The 24382-nt window shown below is 41.1% G+C and carries 20 protein-coding genes and 1 tRNA gene; 12 read left to right on the top strand and 9 right to left on the bottom strand.

Translation table 11 applies throughout. From position 1 onward, the window contains the following. From CLV32_RS08035 to CLV32_RS08025, 3 genes are all read right to left on the bottom strand, one after another. A complete protein-coding gene (locus CLV32_RS08035; RefSeq protein ID WP_133554253.1) occupies positions 1-276 on the bottom strand; it encodes a hypothetical protein in 276 nt (91 codons plus the stop codon). A 90-nt stretch (positions 277-366) separates the two neighbouring features. Next, positions 367-1038 carry a hypothetical protein gene (locus CLV32_RS08030; RefSeq protein WP_133554251.1) on the bottom strand — a complete coding sequence of 224 codons (672 nt, stop codon included), beginning with the start codon at positions 1036-1038 and terminating at the stop codon, positions 367-369. A gap of 89 nt (positions 1039-1127) precedes the next feature. Then, a complete protein-coding gene (locus CLV32_RS08025; protein ID WP_243732263.1) occupies positions 1128-1979 on the bottom strand; it encodes a helix-turn-helix domain-containing protein in 852 nt (283 codons plus the stop codon). A gap of 175 nt (positions 1980-2154) precedes the next feature. Between CLV32_RS08025 and hxlB the strand changes: the two genes are divergently transcribed. The 6 genes from hxlB (at position 2155) to CLV32_RS07995 (ending at position 9103) form a co-directional block, all read left to right on the top strand. Continuing rightward, complete coding sequence (gene hxlB / locus CLV32_RS08020; RefSeq protein WP_133554247.1) at positions 2155-2736, top strand: 6-phospho-3-hexuloisomerase; 582 nt, start codon at positions 2155-2157, stop codon at positions 2734-2736. A 32-nt stretch (positions 2737-2768) separates the two neighbouring features. Continuing rightward, positions 2769-3401: a 3-hexulose-6-phosphate synthase gene (hxlA, locus tag CLV32_RS08015; protein ID WP_133554245.1), complete on the top strand. Its 633-nt coding sequence runs from the start codon at positions 2769-2771 to the stop codon at positions 3399-3401. A gap of 145 nt (positions 3402-3546) precedes the next feature. Beyond that, positions 3547-4350 carry an alpha/beta fold hydrolase gene (locus tag CLV32_RS08010; RefSeq protein ID WP_243732262.1) on the top strand — a complete coding sequence of 268 codons (804 nt, stop codon included), beginning with the start codon at positions 3547-3549 and terminating at the stop codon, positions 4348-4350. Between the two features lie 11 nt (positions 4351-4361). Next, positions 4362-6824, top strand: coding sequence for a hybrid sensor histidine kinase/response regulator (locus CLV32_RS08005; protein WP_133554243.1), 2463 nt, complete (start codon positions 4362-4364; stop codon positions 6822-6824). A gap of 58 nt (positions 6825-6882) precedes the next feature. Further along, on the top strand, positions 6883-7995 hold the full coding sequence (locus tag CLV32_RS08000) for a hypothetical protein (RefSeq protein WP_133554241.1): 1113 nt from the start codon (positions 6883-6885) through the stop codon (positions 7993-7995). 67 nt (positions 7996-8062) lie between these two features. Then, complete coding sequence (locus CLV32_RS07995) at positions 8063-9103, top strand: Ig-like domain-containing protein (RefSeq protein ID WP_133554240.1); 1041 nt, start codon at positions 8063-8065, stop codon at positions 9101-9103. A 39-nt stretch (positions 9104-9142) separates the two neighbouring features. Here CLV32_RS07995 and CLV32_RS07990 read toward each other — a convergent pair. Further along, positions 9143-9218 (bottom strand) — tRNA-Gly (locus CLV32_RS07990). A 212-nt stretch (positions 9219-9430) separates the two neighbouring features. Here CLV32_RS07990 and CLV32_RS07985 point away from each other — a divergent pair. Beyond that, positions 9431-11827, top strand: a complete 2397-nt coding sequence (locus CLV32_RS07985; protein ID WP_166641910.1) for a polysaccharide lyase 8 family protein — start codon at positions 9431-9433, stop codon at positions 11825-11827. A 60-nt stretch (positions 11828-11887) separates the two neighbouring features. On the opposite strand, the gene CLV32_RS07980 is transcribed toward CLV32_RS07985, so the two are convergent. Next, on the bottom strand, positions 11888-12484 hold the full coding sequence (locus tag CLV32_RS07980) for a GIN domain-containing protein (RefSeq protein ID WP_166641909.1): 597 nt from the start codon (positions 12482-12484) through the stop codon (positions 11888-11890). A gap of 258 nt (positions 12485-12742) precedes the next feature. Between CLV32_RS07980 and CLV32_RS07975 the strand changes: the two genes are divergently transcribed. Further along, a complete protein-coding gene (locus CLV32_RS07975; RefSeq protein ID WP_133554235.1) occupies positions 12743-13330 on the top strand; it encodes an O-methyltransferase in 588 nt (195 codons plus the stop codon). A 43-nt stretch (positions 13331-13373) separates the two neighbouring features. Here CLV32_RS07975 and uxuA read toward each other — a convergent pair whose 3' ends face one another. Further along, a complete protein-coding gene (uxuA, locus tag CLV32_RS07970) occupies positions 13374-14540 on the bottom strand; it encodes a mannonate dehydratase (RefSeq protein ID WP_133554233.1) in 1167 nt (388 codons plus the stop codon). 24 nt (positions 14541-14564) lie between these two features. Then, complete coding sequence (locus CLV32_RS07965; RefSeq protein WP_133554231.1) at positions 14565-16493, bottom strand: sialate O-acetylesterase; 1929 nt, start codon at positions 16491-16493, stop codon at positions 14565-14567. A gap of 303 nt (positions 16494-16796) precedes the next feature. On the opposite strand from CLV32_RS07965, the gene CLV32_RS07960 reads away from it, so the two are divergent. From CLV32_RS07960 to CLV32_RS07945, 4 genes are all read left to right on the top strand, one after another. Next, positions 16797-18272 carry a xylulokinase gene (locus CLV32_RS07960; protein WP_133554229.1) on the top strand — a complete coding sequence of 492 codons (1476 nt, stop codon included), beginning with the start codon at positions 16797-16799 and terminating at the stop codon, positions 18270-18272. Between the two features lie 22 nt (positions 18273-18294). Further along, positions 18295-19626, top strand: coding sequence for a xylose isomerase (xylA, locus tag CLV32_RS07955; protein ID WP_133554227.1), 1332 nt, complete (start codon positions 18295-18297; stop codon positions 19624-19626). Between the two features lie 91 nt (positions 19627-19717). Next, complete coding sequence (locus CLV32_RS07950; protein ID WP_133554225.1) at positions 19718-21406, top strand: sodium/sugar symporter; 1689 nt, start codon at positions 19718-19720, stop codon at positions 21404-21406. 86 nt (positions 21407-21492) lie between these two features. Then, the gene (locus tag CLV32_RS07945; RefSeq protein ID WP_133554223.1) at positions 21493-22521 is read left to right on the top strand and encodes a LacI family DNA-binding transcriptional regulator; all 1029 of its coding nucleotides are present in this window, start codon (positions 21493-21495) and stop codon (positions 22519-22521) included. Between the two features lie 11 nt (positions 22522-22532). On the opposite strand, the gene CLV32_RS07940 is transcribed toward CLV32_RS07945, so the two are convergent. Together CLV32_RS07940 and CLV32_RS07935 are read right to left on the bottom strand one after the other, a co-directional pair. Further along, entirely contained in the window at positions 22533-23273 is a 741-nt protein-coding gene (locus CLV32_RS07940) for an SDR family NAD(P)-dependent oxidoreductase (protein WP_133554221.1), read from the bottom strand. Further along, entirely contained in the window at positions 23266-24303 is a 1038-nt protein-coding gene (locus CLV32_RS07935; RefSeq protein ID WP_133554219.1) for a LacI family DNA-binding transcriptional regulator, read from the bottom strand. Before CLV32_RS07935 ends, CLV32_RS07940 begins: the two co-directional genes overlap by 8 nt. Positions 24304-24382: the final 79 nt, after the last annotated feature.

The following is a 24382-nucleotide window of genomic DNA, read 5'->3' as shown; positions in this document are numbered from 1 at the left end:
TTAATACTTTCGTTTCAGGAAGTACTTTCTGTCAGCTGATTCCGGATCACCCTCTACTCTGATGGTATATTCTCCAGACTGCAAAAGGCGCTTATATTGGTAATAACGTAAAGCCTTACCACGCTTATCGTAGACAACCTCATTGGTGTCAATTCTCAATTGTACGGTTCTCGTGGCTGGTGCTGCAAACCGGAATGTTGTGGTGTCTGATTTCAGTTGAGCTTTGGTACTCTGAAGAAAAAAGGTCAACAAAAAAATGCTGAATACATACTTCATACGCTTAATATTAATGACAACCCAATTTACAAATTTTTCTGATGAATTGGAATTCAATTGCGGAGAAGTAAGTATTCAGCGGATAGAGATCTATTGATTGCCGAGTCGGGTGGCGAAATCTGAGATTACATTTTGATACTTACGTAGCGCCCTGTCCCAGTCATGAAACTGTTCATCCGCCTTAACGCTTGTTAGTGGTGCTCCGGAAAATTCGCTAACGAGCTTCACTTTATAGGTGAGTGGATCACTTTTCGATAACTTGATGATTAAGCGGGTCCGGATTGTATTCTGCTGGAAACTCTGGATACTCCATGCTGTTCTCAGATAAGATGTTTCCTTATCCGCAACCTCTATGGCGTCAAAGTAATCGGTGACGATTTGATTTGCTCTTTTCCAAACGTCGGTCACATCAAGCTTTTTATTGATTTCTATAGAGAAATCGATATTCGCCTGATCGGTCTTAACAGAGGCCTCTTCAGCATCGTCACGTTTCATGTCAAAAAATTGCTTTTTAGGTGGCTCGGTCATGCCCTTTTTATTGCAATATGTTTGTTCGTACCGTAAAAAGCCCGATTTTTGAATCTTGACATTTACACATGAATTTTTTGGTACTTTAATTTTTAGTGTGCCGGTACCAAGACTTTGCCCGTCAACAATAATCTTCGCGTCGGGCTCAGATGCTGAGACCTCAACTGTCTGCGCAAATAGTGCCATTGGCAGCAGGCTTAACAGCAATAGGCATAATAGTAATCTTGTTTTCATAACATTCCATCAATGGTTAATTTATAGAAAGCAAGCTACAGCTTATCTGTATGACGGAAAATACCTAGTGTTAGGTATTTTGTTGATTATCAGTTGTGTTGTGTGCTATGTTGAAAGTCTTCTGGAGAGGTTCCTGTTTGCTTCTTGAAAAATCTGCTGAAGTATGGGCGGTCGGTAAAACCTAGCTCATAAGCTATTTCTTTAAGCGTGCTGTCACTGTGCATAATCTTTCTTTTAGCTTCCAATATTACCCGATCGTGGATCAGCTGCATACCGGTCTTATCCAGTTTCTCTTTCAGAATCTGGTTTAGTCTTTTCATGCTGATACCAAGCCGATCGCCATAAAACTCCGCGCTACGCTTGGTAAGATAGTTTTCTTCCAGCAGTATCATAAATTCATAAACTCTCTTCTGGTTGATGTCTTGTGTGGTAAACACATTTTCTTTAACGCGGATCAACTTTAATAGAAAGACTTTTAATACAGCTTTAACAATAAGCACACTTTGTGTAGCATCCTGGTATTCTGCTTCAAGTAATTCGTAAACTTTTTCAAGTGCCGAGGCCTGTTCGCCATTCAATGGAAGGCAGGAAAATTCTCCCTGGATATTAAAGATTTTAAAAAGATCAAGGTAAAACTCCGTATCTGCATCATCAAGAAAGTCGCGCTTAAAAGAAAGTAATATTCCCTTTTTTCCAGCTTTATTGAGTTGGTGTACCCGATAAGGTGGAATGAGGTAAATCCAGTCGCCACTATTTATGTTTTGATCTTCCCTAACCACATGTAAAGGTAATTCATCCTGAAGCCATACAATCTCAAAGTAGTCTTTCCTCCCAGGATCGGATAGGTAACTGGGTGGACAATTTGCCAGATTTCTGATGTAAATCGGTGATTTAGTAAGTCCGGCTTTCTGATCTTCCTGCATCTTACAAAGATAAGGCATCTTTCTATGTAGACTTGGACTTTCTGGACATCTGCGAGGACTTCTATCTAACGACCTTTTTTTTATGTCATTTCCATGATTGATAAATGCAGATATTTCCAAATTGTCCAAGCCTATGTGCATAAAGTGTAACGCTGATCCTCTATGCTGAGGATACCTTTGCCCGCATACTGATATGGAAAATACAAAGCACACACCGGCAGAACTCATAAGAAATAATCTTGACCTTATACTTGCAGAACAAAGCAGGTTAACTAAACAACTTAATTTTGCTGACGTTGCAGGAGTAATTCCATATCTCCATTCGGCAGCGCGCATTTTTGTTGCTGGTGCAGGAAGATCCGGTTTCGCTATGCGATCTGCAGCAATGCGGTTGATGCATTTCGGGCTGACAGTATATGTGGTGGGTGAAACCACAACTCCTGCCATTCAAACTGGCGACCTTCTATTTATCGCCTCAGGAAGCGGAACTACTGGAAGTATGGTTAGTGCCGCGGAGAGGGCATCCAAGGTAGGAGCAAAAGTTGTTGCTTTATCAACAACCACAGATTCTCCACTTGCTGCTTTGTCAGATTACCTCTTATTAATTCCTGCCGCTCAAAAGCAGGATCATGCACATATCATCTCAAAACAATACGCAGGTAGCTTATTCGAACAATCGTTGCTACTAATTACCGATGCTATTTTTCAGACAATGTGGGATTTGGATGGAACACCGGCTCCGGAATTATGGAAGAGACACGCCAATCTGGAATAATCAATTTAATATACTATATAACACAAATTAACATGGCAAAATTACAAGTCGCAATAGACCTTTTAACTACAGCAGATGCACTGGCATTGGCGGCGAAAATCGCTCCGTATATCGACATCATCGAACTGGGAACTCCTTTAATCAAGAATGAAGGAATAGCTGTAGTAACAGCAATGAAAAATGCACATCCAGATAAATTGGTGTTTGCTGATCTGAAAACAATGGATGCAGGAGAGCTTGAGGCGGATATCGCTTTCAAAGCAGGTGCCGATTTGGTTACTGTACTTGGTGCTGCCGGTGATGCAACTATCGCAGGTGCTATCAAAGCAGCAAAAGCACATGGAAAAGGTATTGTTGTAGATACCATCGGTGTTGCTGACCGTGTGCTTAGAGCACAAGAAGTTACTAAATTGGGTGCAGAGTTTGTAGAACTCCATGCCGGATTAGACGAGCAATGGACGGCAGGTTATTCCATTCAGGTATTGATAGATGAAGCAGCTCGTGCAGGGGTGCCGGTATCAATTGCTGGTGGTGTAAATATCGAGAATGTTGCTGCAGTGATTAAGGCTGGTGCAATTGTAGCTGTTGCTGGTGCTGCCATTTATGGCGCGGCAGATCCAGCTGCGGCAGCTAAAGCATTGCGCGAAGCAATCGACGCGGCATAACCGAACGGGCAGGACCAGATGGCCTGGCGCTGCCCGTTTAACATGCTTTTTGGTTTGAAATACTTTTCCTAATAAGTACTTTTACGCTAGTGACCGGTAAATCCGGTCATTTTATTTTCACGTATATACCTGTTAAGATACTTTTATGATCAGCGCGACAACCAGAAAGAAAAATAACGTTTCTATTGAAGGAAACCTTGACGCCCCGCAAACTATAATATTCGCCCACGGATTTGGAACCGATCAAACTGCATGGGATGCTGTAAAAGAAGCTTTTAAAGCGGATTATAGAATTGTACTCTATGACAATGTCGGGGCTGGTGCTGCCGATATCAATGCTTATAGTCCTATAAAATACAACACATTACAAACCTATGCCAACGACCTGTTGGATATAGCGTCTGAGCTGGATTTGAAAGGGGCGATTGTAGTTGCTCATTCTGTAAGCTCCATGATTAGTGTGATCGCTGCGAACAAATCACCTGAGCATTTTTCTAAACTCGTCCTGGTAGGTGCCTCACCACGATATTTGAACGATGGACAATACGTTGGTGGATTTACTCAGGATGCACTTGATGGTATGTATGAGACCATGACAACGAATTATTATGCCTGGGTAAGCGGATTTTCTGCAGTTGCTATGGGTAATCCAGATAAGCCCGAACTGGGCGAGGAATTTGCGAAAACACTCCGTGAAATCAGACCGGATATTGCCTTGGCGGTTGTCAAAGTTATATTTGAATCAGATGTGCGTAATCAACTGCCAGTATTAAATTTACCAACATTATTATTGCAAACAAAGGAAGATATAGCAGTGCCAGGACAGGTTGCGGCGTATCTTAATGATCATATCAAAAATAGCGTGCTACAGATACTTGACGCAGAAGGACACTTTCCACATATTAGTGCACCAGATACAGTAATCAAATCGATTCAATCGTTCATTTAGCAAAGATATTCATGCAGATAAACTGGGCTAAACGTGCATTATCGTTTATTAAACAGTCAGGTGTTGTAGAACAATATGAGAAATGGGAAGCTCTATTGTTACGGAGTGCTGCGTTACTGAAGGAACTGTCGGATGCCGACAATACATTGTTATTGAAAGTAGAAGATGAACTTACTGCAAAGATCCTTACTGCTGAAAATGAAGATCCGGCCTATTTTGACCCCACTTTGTTGGCAGGTTTAACATCTGGCGAAGATATTGCTTACTTTCAAGCTCCTTTCATTGCGTTTAGCCAGAAATTCTCAGATTTGCTTAAGGATCAGCAATCAGCAGTAGCATTACCCTTATTTCATCTGGAACGTCCGGGATATATCGTGTTATCCTGGACAATTCCAATAGCTTTTACTGAAGATTTTAAGGATTTTTTAGTGGCCTGTCTGGATAAAATTTGCGAAATGACCAAGCTGGCAGCTTTACATTACACGCATGAGGAGTTGGAAGTTAGATTTAATGCCATCTTTCAAACTATACCACAGAGCACCGTTTTTATAGACGACAGCGGTAGAAACAGCTGGATTAATGGACACGCAGCCCGTTTGTTTAATTTAAATGTAGGAAGTGTAGTCCCGGCTCATCTCGCAGAAGCAATGCAGCTACTCAGAAATAGAGCTAGCAATAGAGAGGAAATTTTCATGAAAGGAATGGAGATGTTTAAATCTAAGGATAAAAGGATAGAAAATTGGCATTGGCTCTTTGAAGATCCTGAATTCTTGGTGCTAAATGTTAACTGTGCCCCTACAGTATCGGCTCATGTAAGCGGTATGCTCTGGACTTTTGAGAATGTTACCCCGCAGTTCTTGTATGATAAGCACCTCAAAGAACTAAATGTACAGCTTGAGGAGAAAAGTCAGCTGGCAGATGCACAGAATAAAGCTAAATCTGAATTTCTAGCTAATATGAGTCATGAGATCCGGACGCCGATGAATGGTGTTATTGGCATGACCAGCTTATTGCGCAATACTAAACTGGACGAAGAGCAATTTGATTTTGTGGAGTCAATCCGTGTCAGTGCAGATTCACTGTTGGAAATCATCAATGAGATCCTCGACTTTTCAAAAATAGAATCTGGTAAACTGGAACTGGAAGAACACTCTTTCCTGATTCATAAAGTCATCGAAGAAACTTACGATCTGCTTGCAGTAAAAGCCTATGAAAAAGATATTGATTTACTTTATCAGATAGATCCGGAAGTTCCGATGGAAATGATCGGGGATATGACAAGGTTGAGGCAAATTGTTGTTAACCTGGTGGGCAACGCGATTAAATTCACCCCTTCGGGTGAAATCCTGACCACCATTAAATTACTCGACAGAGAAAACGATGTTTTTAAGCTTGAATTTGCTATCAAGGATACAGGTATTGGCATCCCGCAGGATAAAATGCATAAGCTGTTCAGCTCTTTCTCACAAGTAGATTCTTCAACAACCCGGAAGTATGGCGGAACGGGACTTGGACTGGCAATTAGCGCACGCCTGGTAGAAAAGATGAATGGTGAAATCGGTGTGGAAAGTGAAGTAAATGTCGGTACGACATTCAAATTTACCATTCAGCTGCATGCAGACAGGCAGGTTAAGGCATTCCGTGCGATAACTGCAGAAAAAGATCTGATAGGGAAAACGGCCTTGCTTATTGATGACAACCTGACCAATTTACGGATACTTAAAGGACATTGCGAAATGTGGGGCATGCATGCGGATATTGCAATATCTGGTAGCGAGGGTTTGACGTTACTGAACAACAACAGTTCCGACGTGGTAATTATAGATATGTTGATGCCAGAAATGAATGGCATTGATGTGGCGGCACTGATATTCGAGAAATATAGCACAACTTTACCTCTGGTGCTTTTCAGTTCTGCAGGTCATTTTCCTGCTGAACGAAATGCAGACCGCAAATATTTTACTGCCATTTTAGATAAGCCGATTAAGCAAGCTTATTTTAAGAAGATGCTGCTTGAAACGCTGGCCAGGAAAGATGAGGCATTTAAAAATAATGCGATCACTGTGGACGATGTTCCAGAGGAGCCCATAGAACATACCGATGTACGTATTTTGGTTGCCGAGGATAATATTATTAATCAGAAAATAGTCGTAAAAACATTAAAAAGCATTGGATATCCTTGTGATGTTGTTGCGAACGGTTTAGAAGTTCTTTCCTCAATTGAAAGACAGCCTTACGATCTGATATTCATGGATATTCAGATGCCGGAAATGGATGGTCTGGAAGCCACACGGAAGATTATCGAGCTGTACGGAAAGTCCAGGCCGATAATTATTGCGATGACCGCGGGTGCTTACGAGGAAGATAAGCAGAAATGTATGGAAGCTGGTATGGACGATTATATTACCAAGCCTTTCGATTTCGATAATTTCTACTTCAAATTTAATTTATGGAAAGGTAAGATGGCGAAATAGCTTTAGAATGATTATATTTGGTTTATAGCCTTAAAAACTAATACCTTAACCATTCAAAATGAAAAAGACCTATCTTGTTGGCATAGCCGCACTTCTTGGCGTTTTGCTCTTTGCCGGTGTTAACCCTAAAGGGAATACTCCTTATGGTTTAAAATCAGGAACACCACAAATTAAATCTATTACCGCCCTGACATTTGGCCCTGCCGGCGTACTCTTCATCGGCGATTCTCAAAGTGCCACAGTGTTTGCTGTAGCTACTAAGGATGTGGCTAAAGTGACAACAGCTAAGCCCTTTGATTTAAAGAATATTGATGTAAAGATTGCGGAGGCCTTAGGCACAACCAAAGAAAATGTTACGATAACCGATATGGCGGTAAATCCAGTATCGAAAAGATTATATATAGGAGTTAAAGCTACTAACGGACTGCCGGTACTGCTTTCTCTGTCTTCAGATAATGTGATCAAATCAGTATCGTTAAAAGATGTAAGCTTTTCTGAAGTGGCGCTTAACAATGCACCTGCCGAAGACGCCAAAGATCAAAGAGGCAGATCAATGCGCATATCAGCCATTTCTGATATCGGATTCTTTGATGGTAAGCTTTTAGTGAGTGGGATCTCCAACAAAGAGTTTAGCTCATCCTTCAGAAGTATAGCTTTCCCTTTTACTGGCAAACAAGACGATGAATCCAGTTTGGAAATGTACCACGCCTCACACGGGCGTTATGAAACAACGTCACCTATTCGTACGTTCAGTACGGCAACTATCGCCGGAAAAAAATATCTGGTAGCCAGTTATACCTGTACACCATTAGTGCTTTTTCCAATGGATGAGCTCAAGCCAGGGGCACATGTAAAAGGACGTACAATCGCAGAAATGGGTAATCAAAATACGCCTTCAGACATGATCTGGTTAGATGAGAAGGATCAAAGCTATCTTGTCATGGCTAATGACCACAGACCTGCAGCGAAAGTGAGTTATTCAGAAATAGAAAAATTTCAGGGATCACTTACAGAAAAAGCTGTAACGACAACAGCAGGCGTAAACTTCGTAGCTTTGCCATTTGAAAAAGTACTTCAGCTTGATAAGCTGGACGGCAAGAGAGCAGTGGTTATACAGCGTAAAGCAAATGGTGATTTAGACCTCTGGACTTCAGATGGTAACAATATTTAAGCTAAATGCTTCTAAAAATGCTGGGTTTTACTTTATGTTTAACCTGGCTTTTTTTTTGCTGGTCAGTATGGCAGAGATCAGCTGTAAAAACCAGTCGTCAAAACTGCATATCATCTATAAGGACGGCAAAGCCGTACAGATAGAAATCCCTGTAGCTTTACTCCAAAATCCAAAGGATGTGGGCCTTCCAAACTCACTTTCTGTGTCGTTATCCCGTCAATCGGGTAACATACTTGGAGAATATACCAGCAGTGAGGCGTCAATTTATTTTAGGCCCATTATACCGTTAACACCCGGACTAAGTTATACCATCTTACAAAAAGGACGTGTTATTGCTAAGGTGCATGTGCCTGCCAGATCTGAAAATAAAAGAGCTAAACTTATTGCTATCTATCCACAGCTGGATACTTTACCAGAGAATCTTTTAAAGTTTTACCTTGTTTTTTCTGAGCCTATGCAAACTGGAAATTCATTGAGCCATATTGCCTTGCTTAATGAACATGGCGATACCCTCAAAAATATATTTCTTGACTTACAACCAGAGTTATGGGATAGTACAGGTCATGTACTCACTGTTTGGCTTGATCCAGGACGTATAAAACGCGATCTGGTGCTCAATCGGGAATTTGGAAATCCGCTGCTTGAGGGGCAACATTATGAGTTGTTAATCTCAGGGATTTGGAATGATCGCAATGGTGCAAAACTGGTCACACCTATCCGAAAAACTTTCCTTGCTGGTAAAAGAGATTCGGGAATTCCGGATATAGCGTCATGGTTATTAAAAATTCCCTACGCGCGTACCAGAACAGCCCTCATTATAGAATTAAATGAGGCACTTGATCATTATCTACTGGAAGAATCGATATCTGTAGTCAACAAACAGGGTCAGGTCATTCCAGGCGTAATCCTATCCGGTAATAGCAATAAGAGATTGAGTTTCATTCCTGAAAAAAACTGGGGTGCAGGAGCTTATTTCATTAAAGTTAGCTCCGTACTGGAGGATTTGGCGGGTAATAATCTTAACCGGCTATTTGACAGAGACCTGAAGTCAGATCAAAAAGGGGAAAAAGAATTTTACTACAGAAGATTTGATACTCGAGCCGATTAAATAATAGATAAAAAAAATGGCCTTCCGTGAAGAAGGCCCTGGAGCGAAAGACGAGATTCGAACTCGCGACCCCGACCTTGGCAAGGTCGTGCTCTACCAACTGAGCTACTTTCGCATGGTGCAAATATACTCAAATCTCTTTTTCTTCCAAGTTATTTATGTTGATTTATCAGAACTGGTATATTATACCTCTTTAAATCATCGACTTAATTTTATCTTTTTTTCTTGGCTATGCCTGATACAGGCAAAAAAGAGTTGGATTTTCGATTTCCCCAAGTATTAGTATCTTGGGGTTTCGTTTTACAACCAAATGTAGACCCGTATCGTATGAAAATTTTAAGCAGGATTTCGCCTGGAAAATATCTGTTATTGTTTCTTTTCGTAGCACTTACTAAATCTGTGCATGCAGATCCTTATGACGATGTGCGCTTGCGCTGGGCAAATATGTTAACGGGAGGGGATTATCAGGTTGATGAGCCTTATTTGAAACTCAAGGTAAATGACATCACAAATGCTGCACAGCGCTATTGGAAAACTGATTTCAATACTGCCAGCAACAGAACTGTCTTGTGGAAAGATCTCGACTATTCAAAATCCTCGGATATAACAAACAGCTATGCAAGGTTAAATGTAATGGCAGTCGCTTACGCAACAAAAAGCTCTGCTCTATACAAGAATGAAATGTTGCTGACCGACATCATCCAGGCATTGGAGTGGTTGAATATCAATAAATATAATACTACTGTACCCTTGCCGAACGGATCTAAACCCAGACATGTTGACAATTGGTGGGATTATAAAATAGGGACGCCGCTCAGTCTCAATAAGGTTCTCGTATTGCTTTACAATGAATTGGGAGACTCAAGGCGAGCAAAATATCTTGCTGCGGTGGCACATTTTACACCTAACTTAACCGATAACGGATTTACTAATGGTACAGTAATGGAATTTACGGCCGCCAATAGGATTTGGATATGTACGATCCTCACAGTTAAGGCTATACTGCTGAAGGACGAAGCTCAACTTCAATATGCCAGAAAAGAAATGAACCCTGTTTTTAGCTACGTACGCAGTGGGGATGGTTTCTATACCGACGGTTCCTTTATTCAACATGATGGTACGCCCTATACCGGCGGCTATGGCTTGTCGCTAATCGATAACCTCGCGATACTGATGTATATTCTGGCAAAGTCGCCCTGGGAATTAAATAATCCGGGTCTCCATAATATATACGATTGGATTCATAATTCCTTTGAGCCTATCGTCTCGGGATCCGGCATCATGGGCATGGTAACCGGAAGAGAGATTTCCAGGAATCGTCCAATTACTGATATCGGTTTCAAAAGACTGTTGGACCCTGTACTGTTACTCTCTGAAATAGCTAAACCTGAGGATGCTAAAAAATTGCAGAATCTACTAAAAAAATGGTTGACACGTTACACTGCCCTGGACTACAAAACTTTTTTAGGAATCTATAATTATGGCCTTGCAAAAAAAATCGCTGGTAATGCGTCAATTAAGGTTAAAACCGAAGAGTTTTACAAGGAATTCCCAAATATGGATCGCGTGGTTGTACATAGACAGGGATATACTTTTGGAGTCAGTATGCACTCAGATCGAACTTACAATTACGAGTCAATCAATAACGAAAACTTAAAAGGTTGGCATACCGGCGATGGCATGACCTATTTGTACAATGGTGATATCACACAATTTGAAGGGACGTTCTGGCCTACTGTAAATTACTACCGACTGCCAGGAACCACGGTCGAAGAAAATACAACATTGACGCCTGTGCAAACCAGCCGCAGTAACTGGGTAGGGGGGACTAGCATTAAAAATCGGTACGGAGTAACAGGCATGTCATTAGCACCAAAAGGACAGTCCCTTGAAGGTAAAAAGTCATGGTTTATATTTGATGATGAGATTGTGGCCCTCGGTGCCGGGATTTTTAATGGCGATCATAAAAACGTACAAACGTTTGTAGAGCAACGTAAGCTGGGAAGCACATCGGATACTTTCTCTGTTAATGGGGTTAAAATAATTGCGGGAGAGTCAGAGCTAGCGATGAACGTAAGCTGGGCACATTTATCGGGCAATGTTCCGAACACAGATATAGGTTATTATTTCCCTGACAAACCCCAGGTTCATATCCTTCGCAATATACAATCGGGTCGATGGAATGAGATCAATACCACTGTTGGGTCCGACACCACATTAAAAACCAATCCTTTTTTATCTCTTTGGTTTAACCACGGTATTCATCAGGTAGACAATAACAGGGAGGAGAATAAATATGCATATGTTCTTTTGCCTGGTGCTAATGAAAATAAGATTAAAGCCTATGCAGCCAGTCCTGATATCTCTATTCTTGAAAATTCCGCGAAAATACAGGCTGTTTATGAGGAAAAATTAGGAATAGTTGGAGTGAATTTCTGGACTGATGAGCGTTCTAGTCTATCGAGAAACGGACGCGTTTATTTGACATGTAATAAAAAAGCGGCAGTGATGGTTCAGGAAAATGCAAAACAGATTACTGTGTCCCTGTCTGATCCAACAATGCAGAATAATGGAAGCATTGAATTACTTGTATACATAAAGTCAGGGACGGTAATTTCTAAGGATACCCGGTTACAGATTTCAAAGTCTGGTGCTGCCTTGAAAATTAAGGCCAATGTAGCAGGGTTAAAGGGAAGCAAACTTACGGCTACAATTGCTAAATAGGTTTTAAACAGAAAAGGGCATTCTTACCGAACGCCCTTTTTGTCATGTATATTGTTGTTGTTATTTGCTGGCAGCAACTCTATTTCCGTTTAAAAGAATCTCTGAGCCGTTTTGACCTTTGTCAAAGCTGATGAAGTCAGTGTATTTCACATTTTTCATGTTACTTGCCACCAAAGTATATTCGCCAGCCAATCCACTCATTTTCAATTTGGCATCGTCATTGATCACCGTGTACAGGCTTCCCGCTCTGGTATTAATTTTAGCTTTTGCACTTTGACTTAAAAATACCTGTAAGTATTTCACGTCAAGTTTATTTGCTGTAACAACTTCAGCATTTCCAGCTGCTTGAATCCTTTGCAGGTCTTTTACAGACACGAGGATCGTTACCTGCTCAGTTTCTGTAGTGTTGACATATAGTGTCTGACCTACACTGCTGATTGAAGTTTTTTCAGGATTAAACTGATTGTCGACTGACACACCTTCTTTTTTACCTTGAGTAAGAACGATTTTTACATTACCACTTACCCAGATTTTGTTAAAGTTGTTTTTTACAGTAACAACTTCTGTGCTGTCGGCAGCTAAAGTAGTCATTGCTGATGAAGTTAATACTACTACTGATAATACTGTTGCGAATACTGTTTTTGCTAGAGTTTTCATGACTATATGATTTAAGATATTTTGTTGTTGTTTGTTATTAAGACGCCACTACCCCAGGAAAAGTTGCACGCAGTTTTGCTGTTTTATACGAAGTGCGGGGCAACTCACGACGAACGCCTGTAATTATTCGACGAACGCCAATATTTATTTTTTTAATCAGCAAGATTTTAAACCAACAACAGTTTAATTACGGTGGGTAATAATTTATTGCATCATAATTAATTAATGATATCTTAACAAACTTATTGATAATTAGGTATGAACGACGATATTAACCAGGCGTATCCATCAGCATATGCAGCTATTATAAATGCAACCATGCACACGGCATTTTCAATGTCCTCCGATGTGCTCACCTGTTCGCTGCTACGTACATTGGCAGCTGCTAAACCGGGAGGAGATTTTCTGGAATTGGGAACTGGAACTGGCCTGTCTACAGCTTGGATCCTGGATGGAATGGATACGAATTCCAAAATGATATCGGTTGATAATGACCCAGCCTACTTGGGTATCGCTCAGAAATTTTTGGGTAAGGAGAGCAGACTTCAGCTTAACTGTACTGATGGTGGAGTATGGATAGCGGAAAACAGGAATTTAAAGTTCGATTTTATCTTTGCAGATACATGGCACGGAAAATATTTGATGCTTGAAGAAGTGCTGGATATGTTACATCCGGGTGGTTTTTATATTCTTGATGATATGTTGCCCCAGCCGAATTGGCCTGAAGGGCATCAGGAAAAGGCTATACAGTTAATTGGAATACTGGAACGTAGATCGGATTTAATCATTACAAAGCAATGCTGGGCAACAGGGATTGTTATTGCGATAAAAAAGGCTCAGGCATGATCTGCTACGTGGTAGCATAGTTGCCCGAACCTTTTTTACAAACCTAGGTGTTCATCCTGACTATGCCTTCCTCCAGTCCCCGCAATTCTGCAAGGCCCTTGAGTCTGCCAATTGCGGAATATCCGGGATAAGGATGTTTATGCAAGTCGTCCAGCATCTGATGTCCATGGTCTGGACGCATAGGGATTGATCTGTTTTCCTGCTGCATTAAATGAACAGCGGCTTTAACGATCTTAAACATATCCGCATCGCCTTCGAGGTGGTTAGCCTCAAAGAAGTTGCCTTCATCATCCCGCTGTGTACTTCTCAAGTGAAGGAAATAGATCCGCGATCCCATCCTGTCGATTATCCCCGCAAGGTCATTATCTGGCCTGGCCCCAAAAGAACCACTGCAGAAGCAAAGACCGTTTGATTTAGCCGGCACCTGATCTACGATATATTTAAAATCAGCTTCAGTACTCATAATTCTTGGTAAGCCTAAAATAGGGTAGGGTGGATCATCGGGATGTATTGCCATTTGGATGCCATACTCATCCGCAACTGGAGTTATCGCCGATAAGAATGACACGAGATTGTTCCTCAATACCTCGGCAGTAACATCTTTAAATCCTTCCAATAGTGTAAGAACCTGCTCTGGAGTAAAATGATCCTTACTTCCTGGTAATCCCTGTAAACAGGTCGCGGTAAGTTCGGCCCGTCCGTCGTCAGAAAGTTGACTATAATAGGTCTTCGCTTTATCAAACTCTGCTGAACTATATTCTTTTTCAGCACCAGGTCTTTTTAAAAGGAAAAGGTCGAATGCCATAAATGCAATCTTTTCGAACCGTAATGCGAGTGCGCCTGTTGGTGTAGCATACTTTAAATTCGTTCGCATCCAATCCAAAACCGGCATGAAATTATAAGTAACGGTATATATGCCACACGAAGCTAGATTTTTAAGACTGATTTTATAGTTACTGATGTAGACATCGAAATCTCCCGATCTCTTTTTAATGTCTTCATGCACAGGCAAACTCTCTACTACGCTCCAGGTCATTCCAGCATCTTCAATGATCATCTTTCTTTTTTCAATTTCATCGATTGTCCAGATCGCACCAACCGGAATTTGGTGCAGCGCTGTCACAATGCCTGTACAGCCCGCCTGACGAATGTCTGCAAGGCTAACGATGTCATCAGGTCCATACCAGCGCATGGTTTGTGTCATTCTCATATATAGCTTAATTTATGGTTGTTTTTATTTGTTAGGTATTTGCGCTTCAAAGGGTGCAGCTGGCAAGCCGTCCTTGTTATACAGATTTGCACCTGAAGGATTGTCTGCCCAGGCATACCTGATATACATTGGGTTAGTTATAGCGCTATTGAAGGCCACAACTCGATTGTTTTTAACGGCCGCCTCTGCCCAAACAAATTTTCGATCTTCACCAGCAATAGCAAAACCCTTTAAAGGCCCGTTACCCATGCTCATCAACCCTTTGCCGATATTTTTGAAGCTGATTTCAAGTTGTTGGCCAATCCGTCTGACACTGTCAAAATAAGGACTTGAGGCATTAATTTGTCGCCCGTAAATTAACTGCTCAGCCTGCAGGGCCAGTCGCTCGCCAACTTCTTTTTTATTTAGCGGATGTACATCATTCCATTCTCCCAAATCGATCGCAACGGCCATACGAGTATTTTTATCCGCGAGCAGTTCACTTTGCGCAACCCTCAATTTAGCCCAGTTACTTTCTGAGGGCAAATCTTTAATTTCCATATAGCCCGGAAGTTGTACGTATAAAAAGGGAAGATTTCCTTGTGCCCATCGTTTTCTCCAGTCTGCAACTAAAGTCTGCATGAGCCTGAGGTATTCTTCTGATTTGCTGGCGTTAGCCTCACCCTGGTACCATAAGAAGCCTTTGATCTTAAAAGGCATAAGTGGTGAAATCATTGCATTAAAAAGCCCGGCAGGTTTCCAACGTACAACAGTTTGGGCAGAAGGAGGGGGGATAATCGCACCTGTTTTATATTTCCACGCATCAGCAAGATTTATAGTGTCTTTAGCTAATATCAGCATATACGGTTTGTCGGGAACAAAACCTACTCTCGCCGAAGCACTTACCAGTCTGATGGTAAGCGTGTTCTGTCCTTCTTTAAGTATACCTTCGTTCAGTAAATATCTCCTTTGCGGATACTGATTTCCGGTTGTCCCCACAAATTTTCCATTGATGAATACCGAATCTGCGTCAACCAGTCTTCCTAATAACAATTTGACCTTCCCTGATATCATTCGTTTATTAAGCGATACCACCTTCTTCAGCCATACCACACCGTTTTGTTTGTTGAAAACTGTTTCTGGCAGATAACCAACTGTTTTAAGCTCCTGCCAATTACGAAAATCGATATCATTCGACTTCCAGTTATTTTTCAGTCCGTCATCTTTTTGATTTAATAATGCATACCAAGCCGCTGATTTTGTTCTGTTATTTGAATCTATAGTTTTTGTAAAACTGGGATCTTTAAATTTCTGCAACTCGTTATAATAGTCTGGAAATTGCCGGAGTGACTGTTCACTGATCCACGACTGGGCGGGTGATCCACCCACAGAAGTATTAATTATCCCAATAGGGATGTGTTCTTTTTTTTGAATGTTAACGGCAAAAAAATAGGCCACCGCAGAAAAGTTCAGCACATTTTTAGCGGTTGCGGATTCCCAGGCACCGGCTGTGAAGTCTGAACGCTCATTGATGAAGTCGTAATCATGAGGTACCATAAATTGTCTGATGTTGGCATAGTTTGCGCTGGCAATTTCTTTTGGATACTTGTCCAGAAGACTCCCCATAGCCAGTTCCATATTGCTTTGCTCGCTACATATAAATACATCCCCGAACAGTATATCCTTTAATACTATTCTATTGCTCGCGGAAAACTCCATCTGATAAGGGCCTCCCGATTTGGTAGCCGGAAGTGAAATTGACCATTTACCCTGTTCATTAGCTGTGGCCCGATAGATTTTGGAATTAAATCGTACAGAAATTCCCTCTCCAGATCCAGCCCACCCCCAAATTTGTACGGGCACATCACGTTGCAAAATCATCCCATCGCTTATTAGTTTTGGAAGTTTGATTTGTGCATTGGTTATAAAACTGATTAGCGAAATGCTGAATAGAATTATGATCTTTCTTAACATCTTGAATTGAAATTGCAGATACCTGCTGCCAAGATACAATAAAAGCTTAATTTTTGCAATCGGTTGCAACCTTGTAAAAATATAAACGAAATAATAATGTAACCGAACTAATACGAAGTCTTAACGAGCCCGGCAATTGGTTGCAAAAAGCACTTTTAACGAGTTAAATGCCACCTATAGTCAAGCCACTAGCATTCCATTAAACAATTAGCTGTGATTTTTTTATAAAAAATTTGGTGTTGGTAAATTAAAATCTATCTTTATGCAACCGTTTGCATAACCAGGTATAAATTTGAATAATCTATGTATTTATTAGGGATTGATATTGGTACTTCATCTATTAAAGTTTCAGTTGTTGATGTAGCCACGCAGAAATCTGTCAAAGCTGTCCAGTATCCAGAAGAAGAAACAGAAATAAAATCCGTCAAACCAGGTTGGGCGGAACAGTCGCCAATGGATTGGTGGCACAACGCACAGCAAGCTATACTTCAATTAAATGCTTCTGGCCTATTTGACCCCAAAAAAATAGCAGCTATTGGTATTGCCTATCAGATGCATGGGCTGGTTGTGGTAGATAAAGATCAACAGGTATTAAGAGATAGCATCATTTGGTGTGATAGCCGAGCCGTTGAGTTGGGCGAAGAAGCTTTCGACACAATAGGCCATGAGGCGTGCTTACATAGGTTGCTAAACTCTCCCGGAAATTTTACAGCTTCCAAACTCGCCTGGGTTAAAAACAACGAGCCTGAGATATATAGCCAGATAGATAAAGCTATGTTGCCCGGCGATTTTATCGGTATGATGCTTACAGGGATTATTACAACAAGTATTCCGGCACTATCAGAAGGTGTATTCTGGGATTTTCAGAAAAATGAAGTTTCTGCCGATGTAATGAATTTCTACGGACTTAATCATGAAGTTATTCCGGAAATCAGACCGTTGTTCTCTGAACATGGCCTGCTAAAGGCTGAGATCGCGAGCGCATTAGGCTTGACAGCTGGTATTCCGGTATCCTATAAATCCGGTGATCAACCCAATAATGCGCTGTCTTTGAATGTATTGAAACCTGGTGAAGTTGCTGCAACTGCAGGCACTTCAGGGGTGATTTATGGTGTGAGCGACGAATTAACTTACGATCAGCAATCACGCGTGAACACTTTTGCCCATGTTAACTATTCAACAGGAACAACGTCTACCGGGGTATTGCTTTGTATCAATGGCACAGGCAGCATGTATCGCTGGGCTAAGCATAATTTCGCACCGCATTTATCTTATTCAGAACTCAATAAGCTCGCAGCATCGGCACCTCTTGGAAGTAAGGGGCTTAAAGTCCTGCCTTTTGGCAATGGTGCCGAGCGTATGCTCAACAATAAGTATACAGGTGCTCAACTTCTTGGTATCGATTTAAACCTGCACAACCAGGCAGATATTTTCCGCGCCGTGCAGGAAGGAATAGCATTTTCTTTCCGTTACGGCCTGGATATCATGAGAGAAAATGGCATGCAGCCTAAAGTAATCCGTGCGGGTAGAGCAAACCTGTTCTTAAGTGATCTTTTCGCACAGACTTTTGTAGATGTTACTGGAGTGCCAGTAGAACTCTATGAAAATGATGGTAGTGTAGGTGCCGCTTTAGGTGCTGGTATCGGTGCCGGAATTTTTAAGGATTCTGAAGCGGCTTTTACTTCACACGAAGTCATCAAATATTTTGAGCCGCAAAATGCTGCCGCTTATGAGCCTATCTATACTGATTGGAAACAGATTTTAATTAATGCATTGTAATAAAAACACAAACCATAACATAATGACAAAAGTAGTAACAGGAGCAAAAGAATTTTTTAAAGGAATTGATCAAATTCAGTTTGAAGGTTTGCAAAGTGATAATCCGCTTGCATTCAGATGGTATGATGCCAATAGGGTAGTTGCAGGAAAAACTATGGCAGAGCATTTTAAATTTGCCTGCGCGTACTGGCATTCATTCAATGGAAACGGTGGTGATCCATTTGGTGGTCCAACTCATGTTTTCCCTTGGGACGAAAAGAAAGATGCTGTAGAACGTGCTAAAGATAAAATGGATGCAGCATTCGAGTTCATCACTAAAATGCAAATCCCTTATTATTGCTTTCATGATGTAGATGTTGTAGACTATGGTGATGATATCGTAGAAAACGAACGCAGACTGCAGGCATTGGTAGATTATGCTAAACAAAAGCAAGCGGACAGCGGCGTGAAATTACTTTGGGGAACAGCAAACCTATTTAGCCATAAACGCTATATGAATGGTGCCTCAACCAATCCTGATTTTCATGTTTTGGCACATGGCGCAGCACAGGTGAAAGCAGCATTAGATGCAACAATCGCACTGGGTGGCCAGAACTATGTATTCTGGGGCGGAAGAGAAGGTTATATGAGCCTTTTAAATACAGACATGAAACGCGAACAGGAGCATTTAGCTAAATTTCTGCATACCGCGAAAGACTATGCTCGAAAACAAGGTTTTACAGGGACCTTCCTAATCGAGCCGAAACCATGTGAGCCTTCTAAACACCAGTACGATTATGATGCTGCAACAGTTAGAGGATTTTTACAGCAATACGACCTGCTTGCCGATTTCAAACTTAACTTGGAAGTTAACCATGCTACATTAGCAGGTCATACTTTCCAGCACGAACTTCAGGTTGCTGTTGATAGTGGTTTATTAGGGTCAATGGATGCCAACCGTGGTGATTATCAAAACGGCTGGGATACTGATCAGTTTCCAAACGACATCAATGAACTGACAGAATCGATGATGATCATTCTTGAAGGTGGCGGTTTACAAGGCGGTGGTATTAACTTCGATGCCAAGATCAGACGTAACTCTACAGATCCCAAAGATTTATTCTACGCGCACGTTGGTGGCATGGATATTTTTGCAAGGGCTTTGGTTACAGCAGATGCAGTACTTCAAAAATCTGATTACAAAAAAGTTAGAACGGATCGCTATGCTTCTTTTGATAGTGGTAAAGGTGCTGAATTTGAGCAAGGTAAATTGAGTCTGGAAGACCTAAGAAACTATGCTGCAGAAAATGGCGAGCCAGAAACACGCAGTGGTAAACAAGAGTATTTGGAAAACATAATAAATCGATATATTTAAAAACCAAATCAGCCACATAAAATGCTGATTAATGCCTTAAGGTCTGGACTCAGACTTTAAGGCATTATAAAAAATCTAACCAAATAAATTAATGAAAAATCACTTACTCGATACGAAGGATTACATTGTTTTTCTAATCTATTTCGTAATTGTTGCTTCCTACGGGCTGTATATCTACCGTAAAAAGAAGTCTCTTTCAACAGGCTCAAAAGATTATTTTTTGGCTGAAGGTTCGCTGACATGGTGGGCAATTGGTGCATCACTGATCGCTTCGAACATCTCTGCAGAACAGTTTATAGGAATGAGCGGATCCGGTTTCAAAATGGGATTAGCTATTGCTACCTACGAATGGATGGCTGCAGCTACATTAATTGTTGTTGCCGTATTCTTTATTCCTGTATACCTGAAGAATAAGATTTCTACGATGCCTCAGTTTTTGCATCAACGCTATAACGGTACCGTTGCGATGATTATGGCCGTATTCTGGTTGCTGCTTTATGTTGTAGTTAACTTAACATCTATCCTTTACCTGGGTGCACTTGCTGTGAGCAGCATCTCCGGTTTCAGTATCGATCTGTGTATGTATGCCATTGCCGCATTTGCAATCATTATCACCTTGGGTGGAATGAAAGTAATCGGTTACACCGACGTTATACAAGTGTTTTTCCTGATATTGGGTGGCCTCGCAACTACTTACCTGGCCTTAAATCTTGTGTCGACGCACTATGGAACACATGGGATTTTAGAAGGATATAACCTAATGACCAGCAAGGCATCGGAACATTTCCACATGATTCTGAAACCTGAAAATGAAAACTATATCGATTTGCCTGGACTTAGCGTGCTCGTAGGTGGTATGTGGATCGTAAACCTGAACTATTGGGGTTGCAACCAGTATATCACGCAAAGGGCTTTGGGTGCCGACTTAAAAACGGCACGTAGCGGTATTTTATTTGCTGCTTTCCTTAAGTTACTCATGCCGATTATTGTTGTATTGCCTGGTATAGCTGCATACGTACTGTATAAAGATGGGGCATTTCAGGCCGAGATGATGCAGGATGGATCTGTGAATCCTGACAGGGCTTATCCGGTTCTCTTGAATCTGCTTCCCGCAGGCTTAAAAGGTTTATCTTTCGCAGCATTAACCGCCGCAGTTGTTGCCTCATTAGCAGGTAAGGCCAATAGTATCGCGACAATTTTTACGTTAGATATTTACAAAAAAGTCCTTAATGTTGACGCTACAGAGAAAAACCTGGTTGTTACCGGTAAGGTTACGATCATTGTAGCAATGATTTTGGGCGTATTGATTGCGCCACATCTTGGCATCGATAAAAAGGGTGGTTTCCAATATATTCAGGAATATACAGGATTCGTATCTCCGGGTATTTTTGCCATGTTTATCCTGGGCTTCTTCTGGAAAAGAACAACTTCTAACGCCGCACTTTTTGCTACAATTGGTGGGTTTGGTCTGTCGTTGTTCCTTAAAGTTCTCCCTAAGTTCAGTGACCTTTCGTGGTTATCTGGAATGGGCTTCTCAAAACTGGTTAAGCAGGAAAGTGGTGCTATGCTTTACGAAATTCCTTTCCTTGACCGTATGGGATTCGTGTTTATATTCTGTATCATCGGTATGTATATTATAAGTATGGTTGAAGGTAGAAAAGGAGCTAATCCTAAAGGACTTGAAATAGACGCTAAAATGTTTAAAACCTCTACCGGTTTTGCAGTCGGTGCCTTGTTAATTCTTGGTCTGATCGTTGCATTGTACTCTATCTATTGGTAGCAGCATGATAACCGCTGTAAATAGTTTAATATTTACAGCGGTATTTTTTATTATCATTGCATTAAATCTATTTCCTGTCATCAGTTTTGAAGAAAAAGACAACTATATACGATATTGCCAAAGAATTGAATATAACCGTTTCTACGGTTTCCAGGGCTTTGAGTGGTTTTCCTGCCATTAGCGATGCTACCCGGCAGTTGGTTGTAGAGACAGCTAAAAGATTAAATTATAGTCCGAATAAACTCGCCTCAGCCTTAAAGTCTGGTAAGACTTTTATAGTAGGCGTGATTGTACCCAGCGTGGAAGCGCATTTTTTCGCGTCAATTATACATAGTATTGAAGAGGGATTGAAAGATAGCGGTTACCGCATTATCCTGTACCAGTCAAAAGAATCCCTTGTTAACGAAGTGAACGGTGTGAGAACACTACTTGAAGCTCAGGTGGACGGTATTATGGCTTCTATGTCTTTAGAAACAGATGATGTTTCGCATTTTGAAGAAATTATAGCGCAAAACAAGCCGCTGGTGCTGTTTGACCGTGTTAACAAACAACTTCGTGTACCAACAATTACATTGAACGATTATCAGGCAGGATATATGGCTACGCAATACCTGATTGATCAGGGCTACAAAAATATTGCTTTCATAACCACAGTGCATCAGATCAAAATCTTTAATGATCGTTTAAAAGGATATAAGGATGCGATCAGGGATAACAAACTACCTTTTTCTGAAGACAATATTATCCTGGGTGGACTTTCAATCAAAGATGGTCGCTATGGTGCCGCTAAATTATTAAGATCTGAAAACAGGCCCGATGCAATTGTTGCAGGGGATGACTTCACAGCCTTGGGTGTGATCAAAAAGTTAAAGGAAATTGATGAAACACCGCCCAAGATTGGTGTTATCGGTTTTGCGAATGAGGCTTTTTCAGCCTACATTACACCAAGCTTATCTACTGTCGATCAGCATCCAGGTGAAATGGGAAAGGCCTGTGCTGAGATGTTTCTGCAAATGGCCGGACAGCTTAATCCTTACGACAGTATTCGCAATATCGTACTGGAACCCACTATTGTGGAAAGACAATCGACAGGGAATACTGACGCAAAAGATTAAATATCTACATTTTAAAAACCAACGGAATTTCCGCCATCAACTGGCATAACAACCCCCGTAACGTATTTTGACCCTTCAGAACAAAAGAAGTACACTGCCTCAGCAACATCATCAGGCTGTCCCATTTTTCCCATTGGAGTCCTGGAAAATACTTTGTTCTTTCTTTCTGGATCCGCATCTAACGCTTTAGCAGACATAGCAGTCTCAATAAATCCTGGCGCCACACAATTGGTTCTGATGCCCAAAGGAGCAAGTTCTGTTGACATCGCCCTTGTCATGCCCTCAATGCCTGTTTTTGCTGCCGAATAAGCAATAACCTTAGGAATGCCGTATTGGGCAGCCATAGAACTGATGTTTACAATCACACCCGCATGATGATCGATCATTTTTTTGACAACCTCTCTGCTTATCGCAAATACTGATGCCAGGTTAGTTTGTACAACCCCCGCAAAATCTTCATCCGTCACCTCCACAAATGGCTTCTTCATGTTAATTCCTGCGTTGTTTACCAAAATGTCAATCTTCCCGAATTCCTGATAAATTTCGTCAACTAAGGCAGGAATGGCTTTTAGATCCTGAAGATCCAGTACCTTATAGCTGCAAGACGATCCAAAATCTTGGGCAGCAGTTTTTAACTTTTCCTCGTTTCTGCCGATCATGACGACATGGATTCCTTCGTGCGCCAATTTTTTCGTTATCGCAAGACCTAATCCTGCACCTCCGCCAGTAACAATGGCTATTTGTTTACTCATATGTTTTTTTTCTTATCGATGAAGCTCTTATAATTAAATCTGTATTCAGTACGATCTGGCTGTTCAAATCAGGATTGCCATCACCATCAAGATGGTCAATTAATATCCTGGCAATTCGTTCTCCCATTTCGTTACCGGGATAGTTTATAGTTGTAATAGGAGGTTCCGTAACACGGGAAATTAAGTCATTGTTAAATCCGACTACCGCGATGTCTTCGGGAATACGTAGGCCGGCTCCTTTCAAAATCGTTAGTGCAAAAGCTGCGGCCGAGTCATTGGTAACAAATAGACCATCTGGCAGCTGTTTGCGTTTTATTACATGCGCTATAAGAGCATCATGCATTGCCCCCTCAGAAAGGTCATTGGAGATAAAAAGATCTTCCCTGAAATCTATCTGATGATCTAAAAGTGCTTTTTTGTATCCTTTCAATCGATCAGCATACACATTCCGATCAATATTTCCCGTGATGTGCAAAATTTCCCTGCAGCCTTGTGTAATTAAATGTTCTGTAGCTAAATAACCAGCTTTGAAATTATCTATTACCACCGTTGTGGAGTTCATAGCTTCTGTAGTCCTGTCGAAGAAAATGATAGGGATATTTTTTTTCAGGAAAGGATCGAAGTGACTAAAATCAGCTGTGTCTGAAGATAGAGAAACGATTAACGCATCAACCCTGTTGTTAAACATAGTTTTAGCATTTGTCTTTTCTTTGGATTCCTTTTCAAAAGATTGACTTATAATCAGGTTGTAACCCGCATTATTGACACTGCGCTCAATCCCGGATAATACAGATGACATAAACAAACTGTTTAGTCTGGGCACAATAACACCGATCGTATTCGTTTTTTGCCTGCGCAGGTTGCTGGCAAATTTATTTGAACGGTAACCCATTTCCGCTGCCAGGTCAAAAATGCGTTTTTTGGTTTTTATGTTGATAGCAGGATGGTCCTGAAGACCGCGACTAACAGTAGTTGCGGAAATATTCAGTCGCTCGGCTAAATCATAAATAGTTACCTCTTTTTCTTGCATGTCTTAAAAATATCAACTCAGCAGCTCAAGATGACAACGCCAAATTAGCATTAATAATTAAAAATTACAATCGGTTGCA

Source organism: Pedobacter duraquae (genome assembly GCF_004362245.1).
Classification (GTDB): Bacteria; Bacteroidota; Bacteroidia; order Sphingobacteriales; family Sphingobacteriaceae; genus Pedobacter; species Pedobacter duraquae.
Note: the sequence above shows the minus strand (reverse complement) of the source record. Positions and strands in the feature narration are given on the sequence as shown.

What these genes read in the sequence shown, in the direction of transcription:
- CLV32_RS08005 (WP_133554243.1), top strand. Translation starts at nt 4,362, where the DNA reads ATGCAGATAAACTGGGCTAAACGTGCATTATCGTTTATTAAACAGTCA.
- CLV32_RS07985 (WP_166641910.1), top strand. Translation starts at nt 9,431, where the DNA reads ATGAAAATTTTAAGCAGGATTTCGCCTGGAAAATATCTGTTATTGTTT.
- CLV32_RS08035 (WP_133554253.1), bottom strand. Translation starts at nt 276, where the DNA reads ATGAAGTATGTATTCAGCATTTTTTTGTTGACCTTTTTTCTTCAGAGT.
- CLV32_RS07940 (WP_133554221.1), bottom strand. Translation starts at nt 23,273, where the DNA reads ATGAGTAAACAAATAGCCATTGTTACTGGCGGAGGTGCAGGATTAGGT.
- CLV32_RS07975 (WP_133554235.1), top strand. Translation starts at nt 12,743, where the DNA reads ATGAACGACGATATTAACCAGGCGTATCCATCAGCATATGCAGCTATT.
- CLV32_RS07950 (WP_133554225.1), top strand. Translation starts at nt 19,718, where the DNA reads ATGAAAAATCACTTACTCGATACGAAGGATTACATTGTTTTTCTAATC.
- hxlA (WP_133554245.1), top strand. Translation starts at nt 2,769, where the DNA reads ATGGCAAAATTACAAGTCGCAATAGACCTTTTAACTACAGCAGATGCA.
- CLV32_RS08025 (WP_243732263.1), bottom strand. Translation starts at nt 1,979, where the DNA reads ATGCCTTATCTTTGTAAGATGCAGGAAGATCAGAAAGCCGGACTTACT.
- uxuA (WP_133554233.1), bottom strand. Translation starts at nt 14,540, where the DNA reads ATGAGAATGACACAAACCATGCGCTGGTATGGACCTGATGACATCGTT.
- CLV32_RS07980 (WP_166641909.1), bottom strand. Translation starts at nt 12,484, where the DNA reads ATGAAAACTCTAGCAAAAACAGTATTCGCAACAGTATTATCAGTAGTA.
- CLV32_RS07965 (WP_133554231.1), bottom strand. Translation starts at nt 16,493, where the DNA reads ATGTTAAGAAAGATCATAATTCTATTCAGCATTTCGCTAATCAGTTTT.
- CLV32_RS07935 (WP_133554219.1), bottom strand. Translation starts at nt 24,303, where the DNA reads ATGCAAGAAAAAGAGGTAACTATTTATGATTTAGCCGAGCGACTGAAT.
- CLV32_RS07960 (WP_133554229.1), top strand. Translation starts at nt 16,797, where the DNA reads ATGTATTTATTAGGGATTGATATTGGTACTTCATCTATTAAAGTTTCA.
- CLV32_RS08000 (WP_133554241.1), top strand. Translation starts at nt 6,883, where the DNA reads ATGAAAAAGACCTATCTTGTTGGCATAGCCGCACTTCTTGGCGTTTTG.
- xylA (WP_133554227.1), top strand. Translation starts at nt 18,295, where the DNA reads ATGACAAAAGTAGTAACAGGAGCAAAAGAATTTTTTAAAGGAATTGAT.
- CLV32_RS08030 (WP_133554251.1), bottom strand. Translation starts at nt 1,038, where the DNA reads ATGAAAACAAGATTACTATTATGCCTATTGCTGTTAAGCCTGCTGCCA.
- hxlB (WP_133554247.1), top strand. Translation starts at nt 2,155, where the DNA reads ATGGAAAATACAAAGCACACACCGGCAGAACTCATAAGAAATAATCTT.
- CLV32_RS07995 (WP_133554240.1), top strand. Translation starts at nt 8,063, where the DNA reads ATGGCAGAGATCAGCTGTAAAAACCAGTCGTCAAAACTGCATATCATC.
- CLV32_RS08010 (WP_243732262.1), top strand. Translation starts at nt 3,547, where the DNA reads ATGATCAGCGCGACAACCAGAAAGAAAAATAACGTTTCTATTGAAGGA.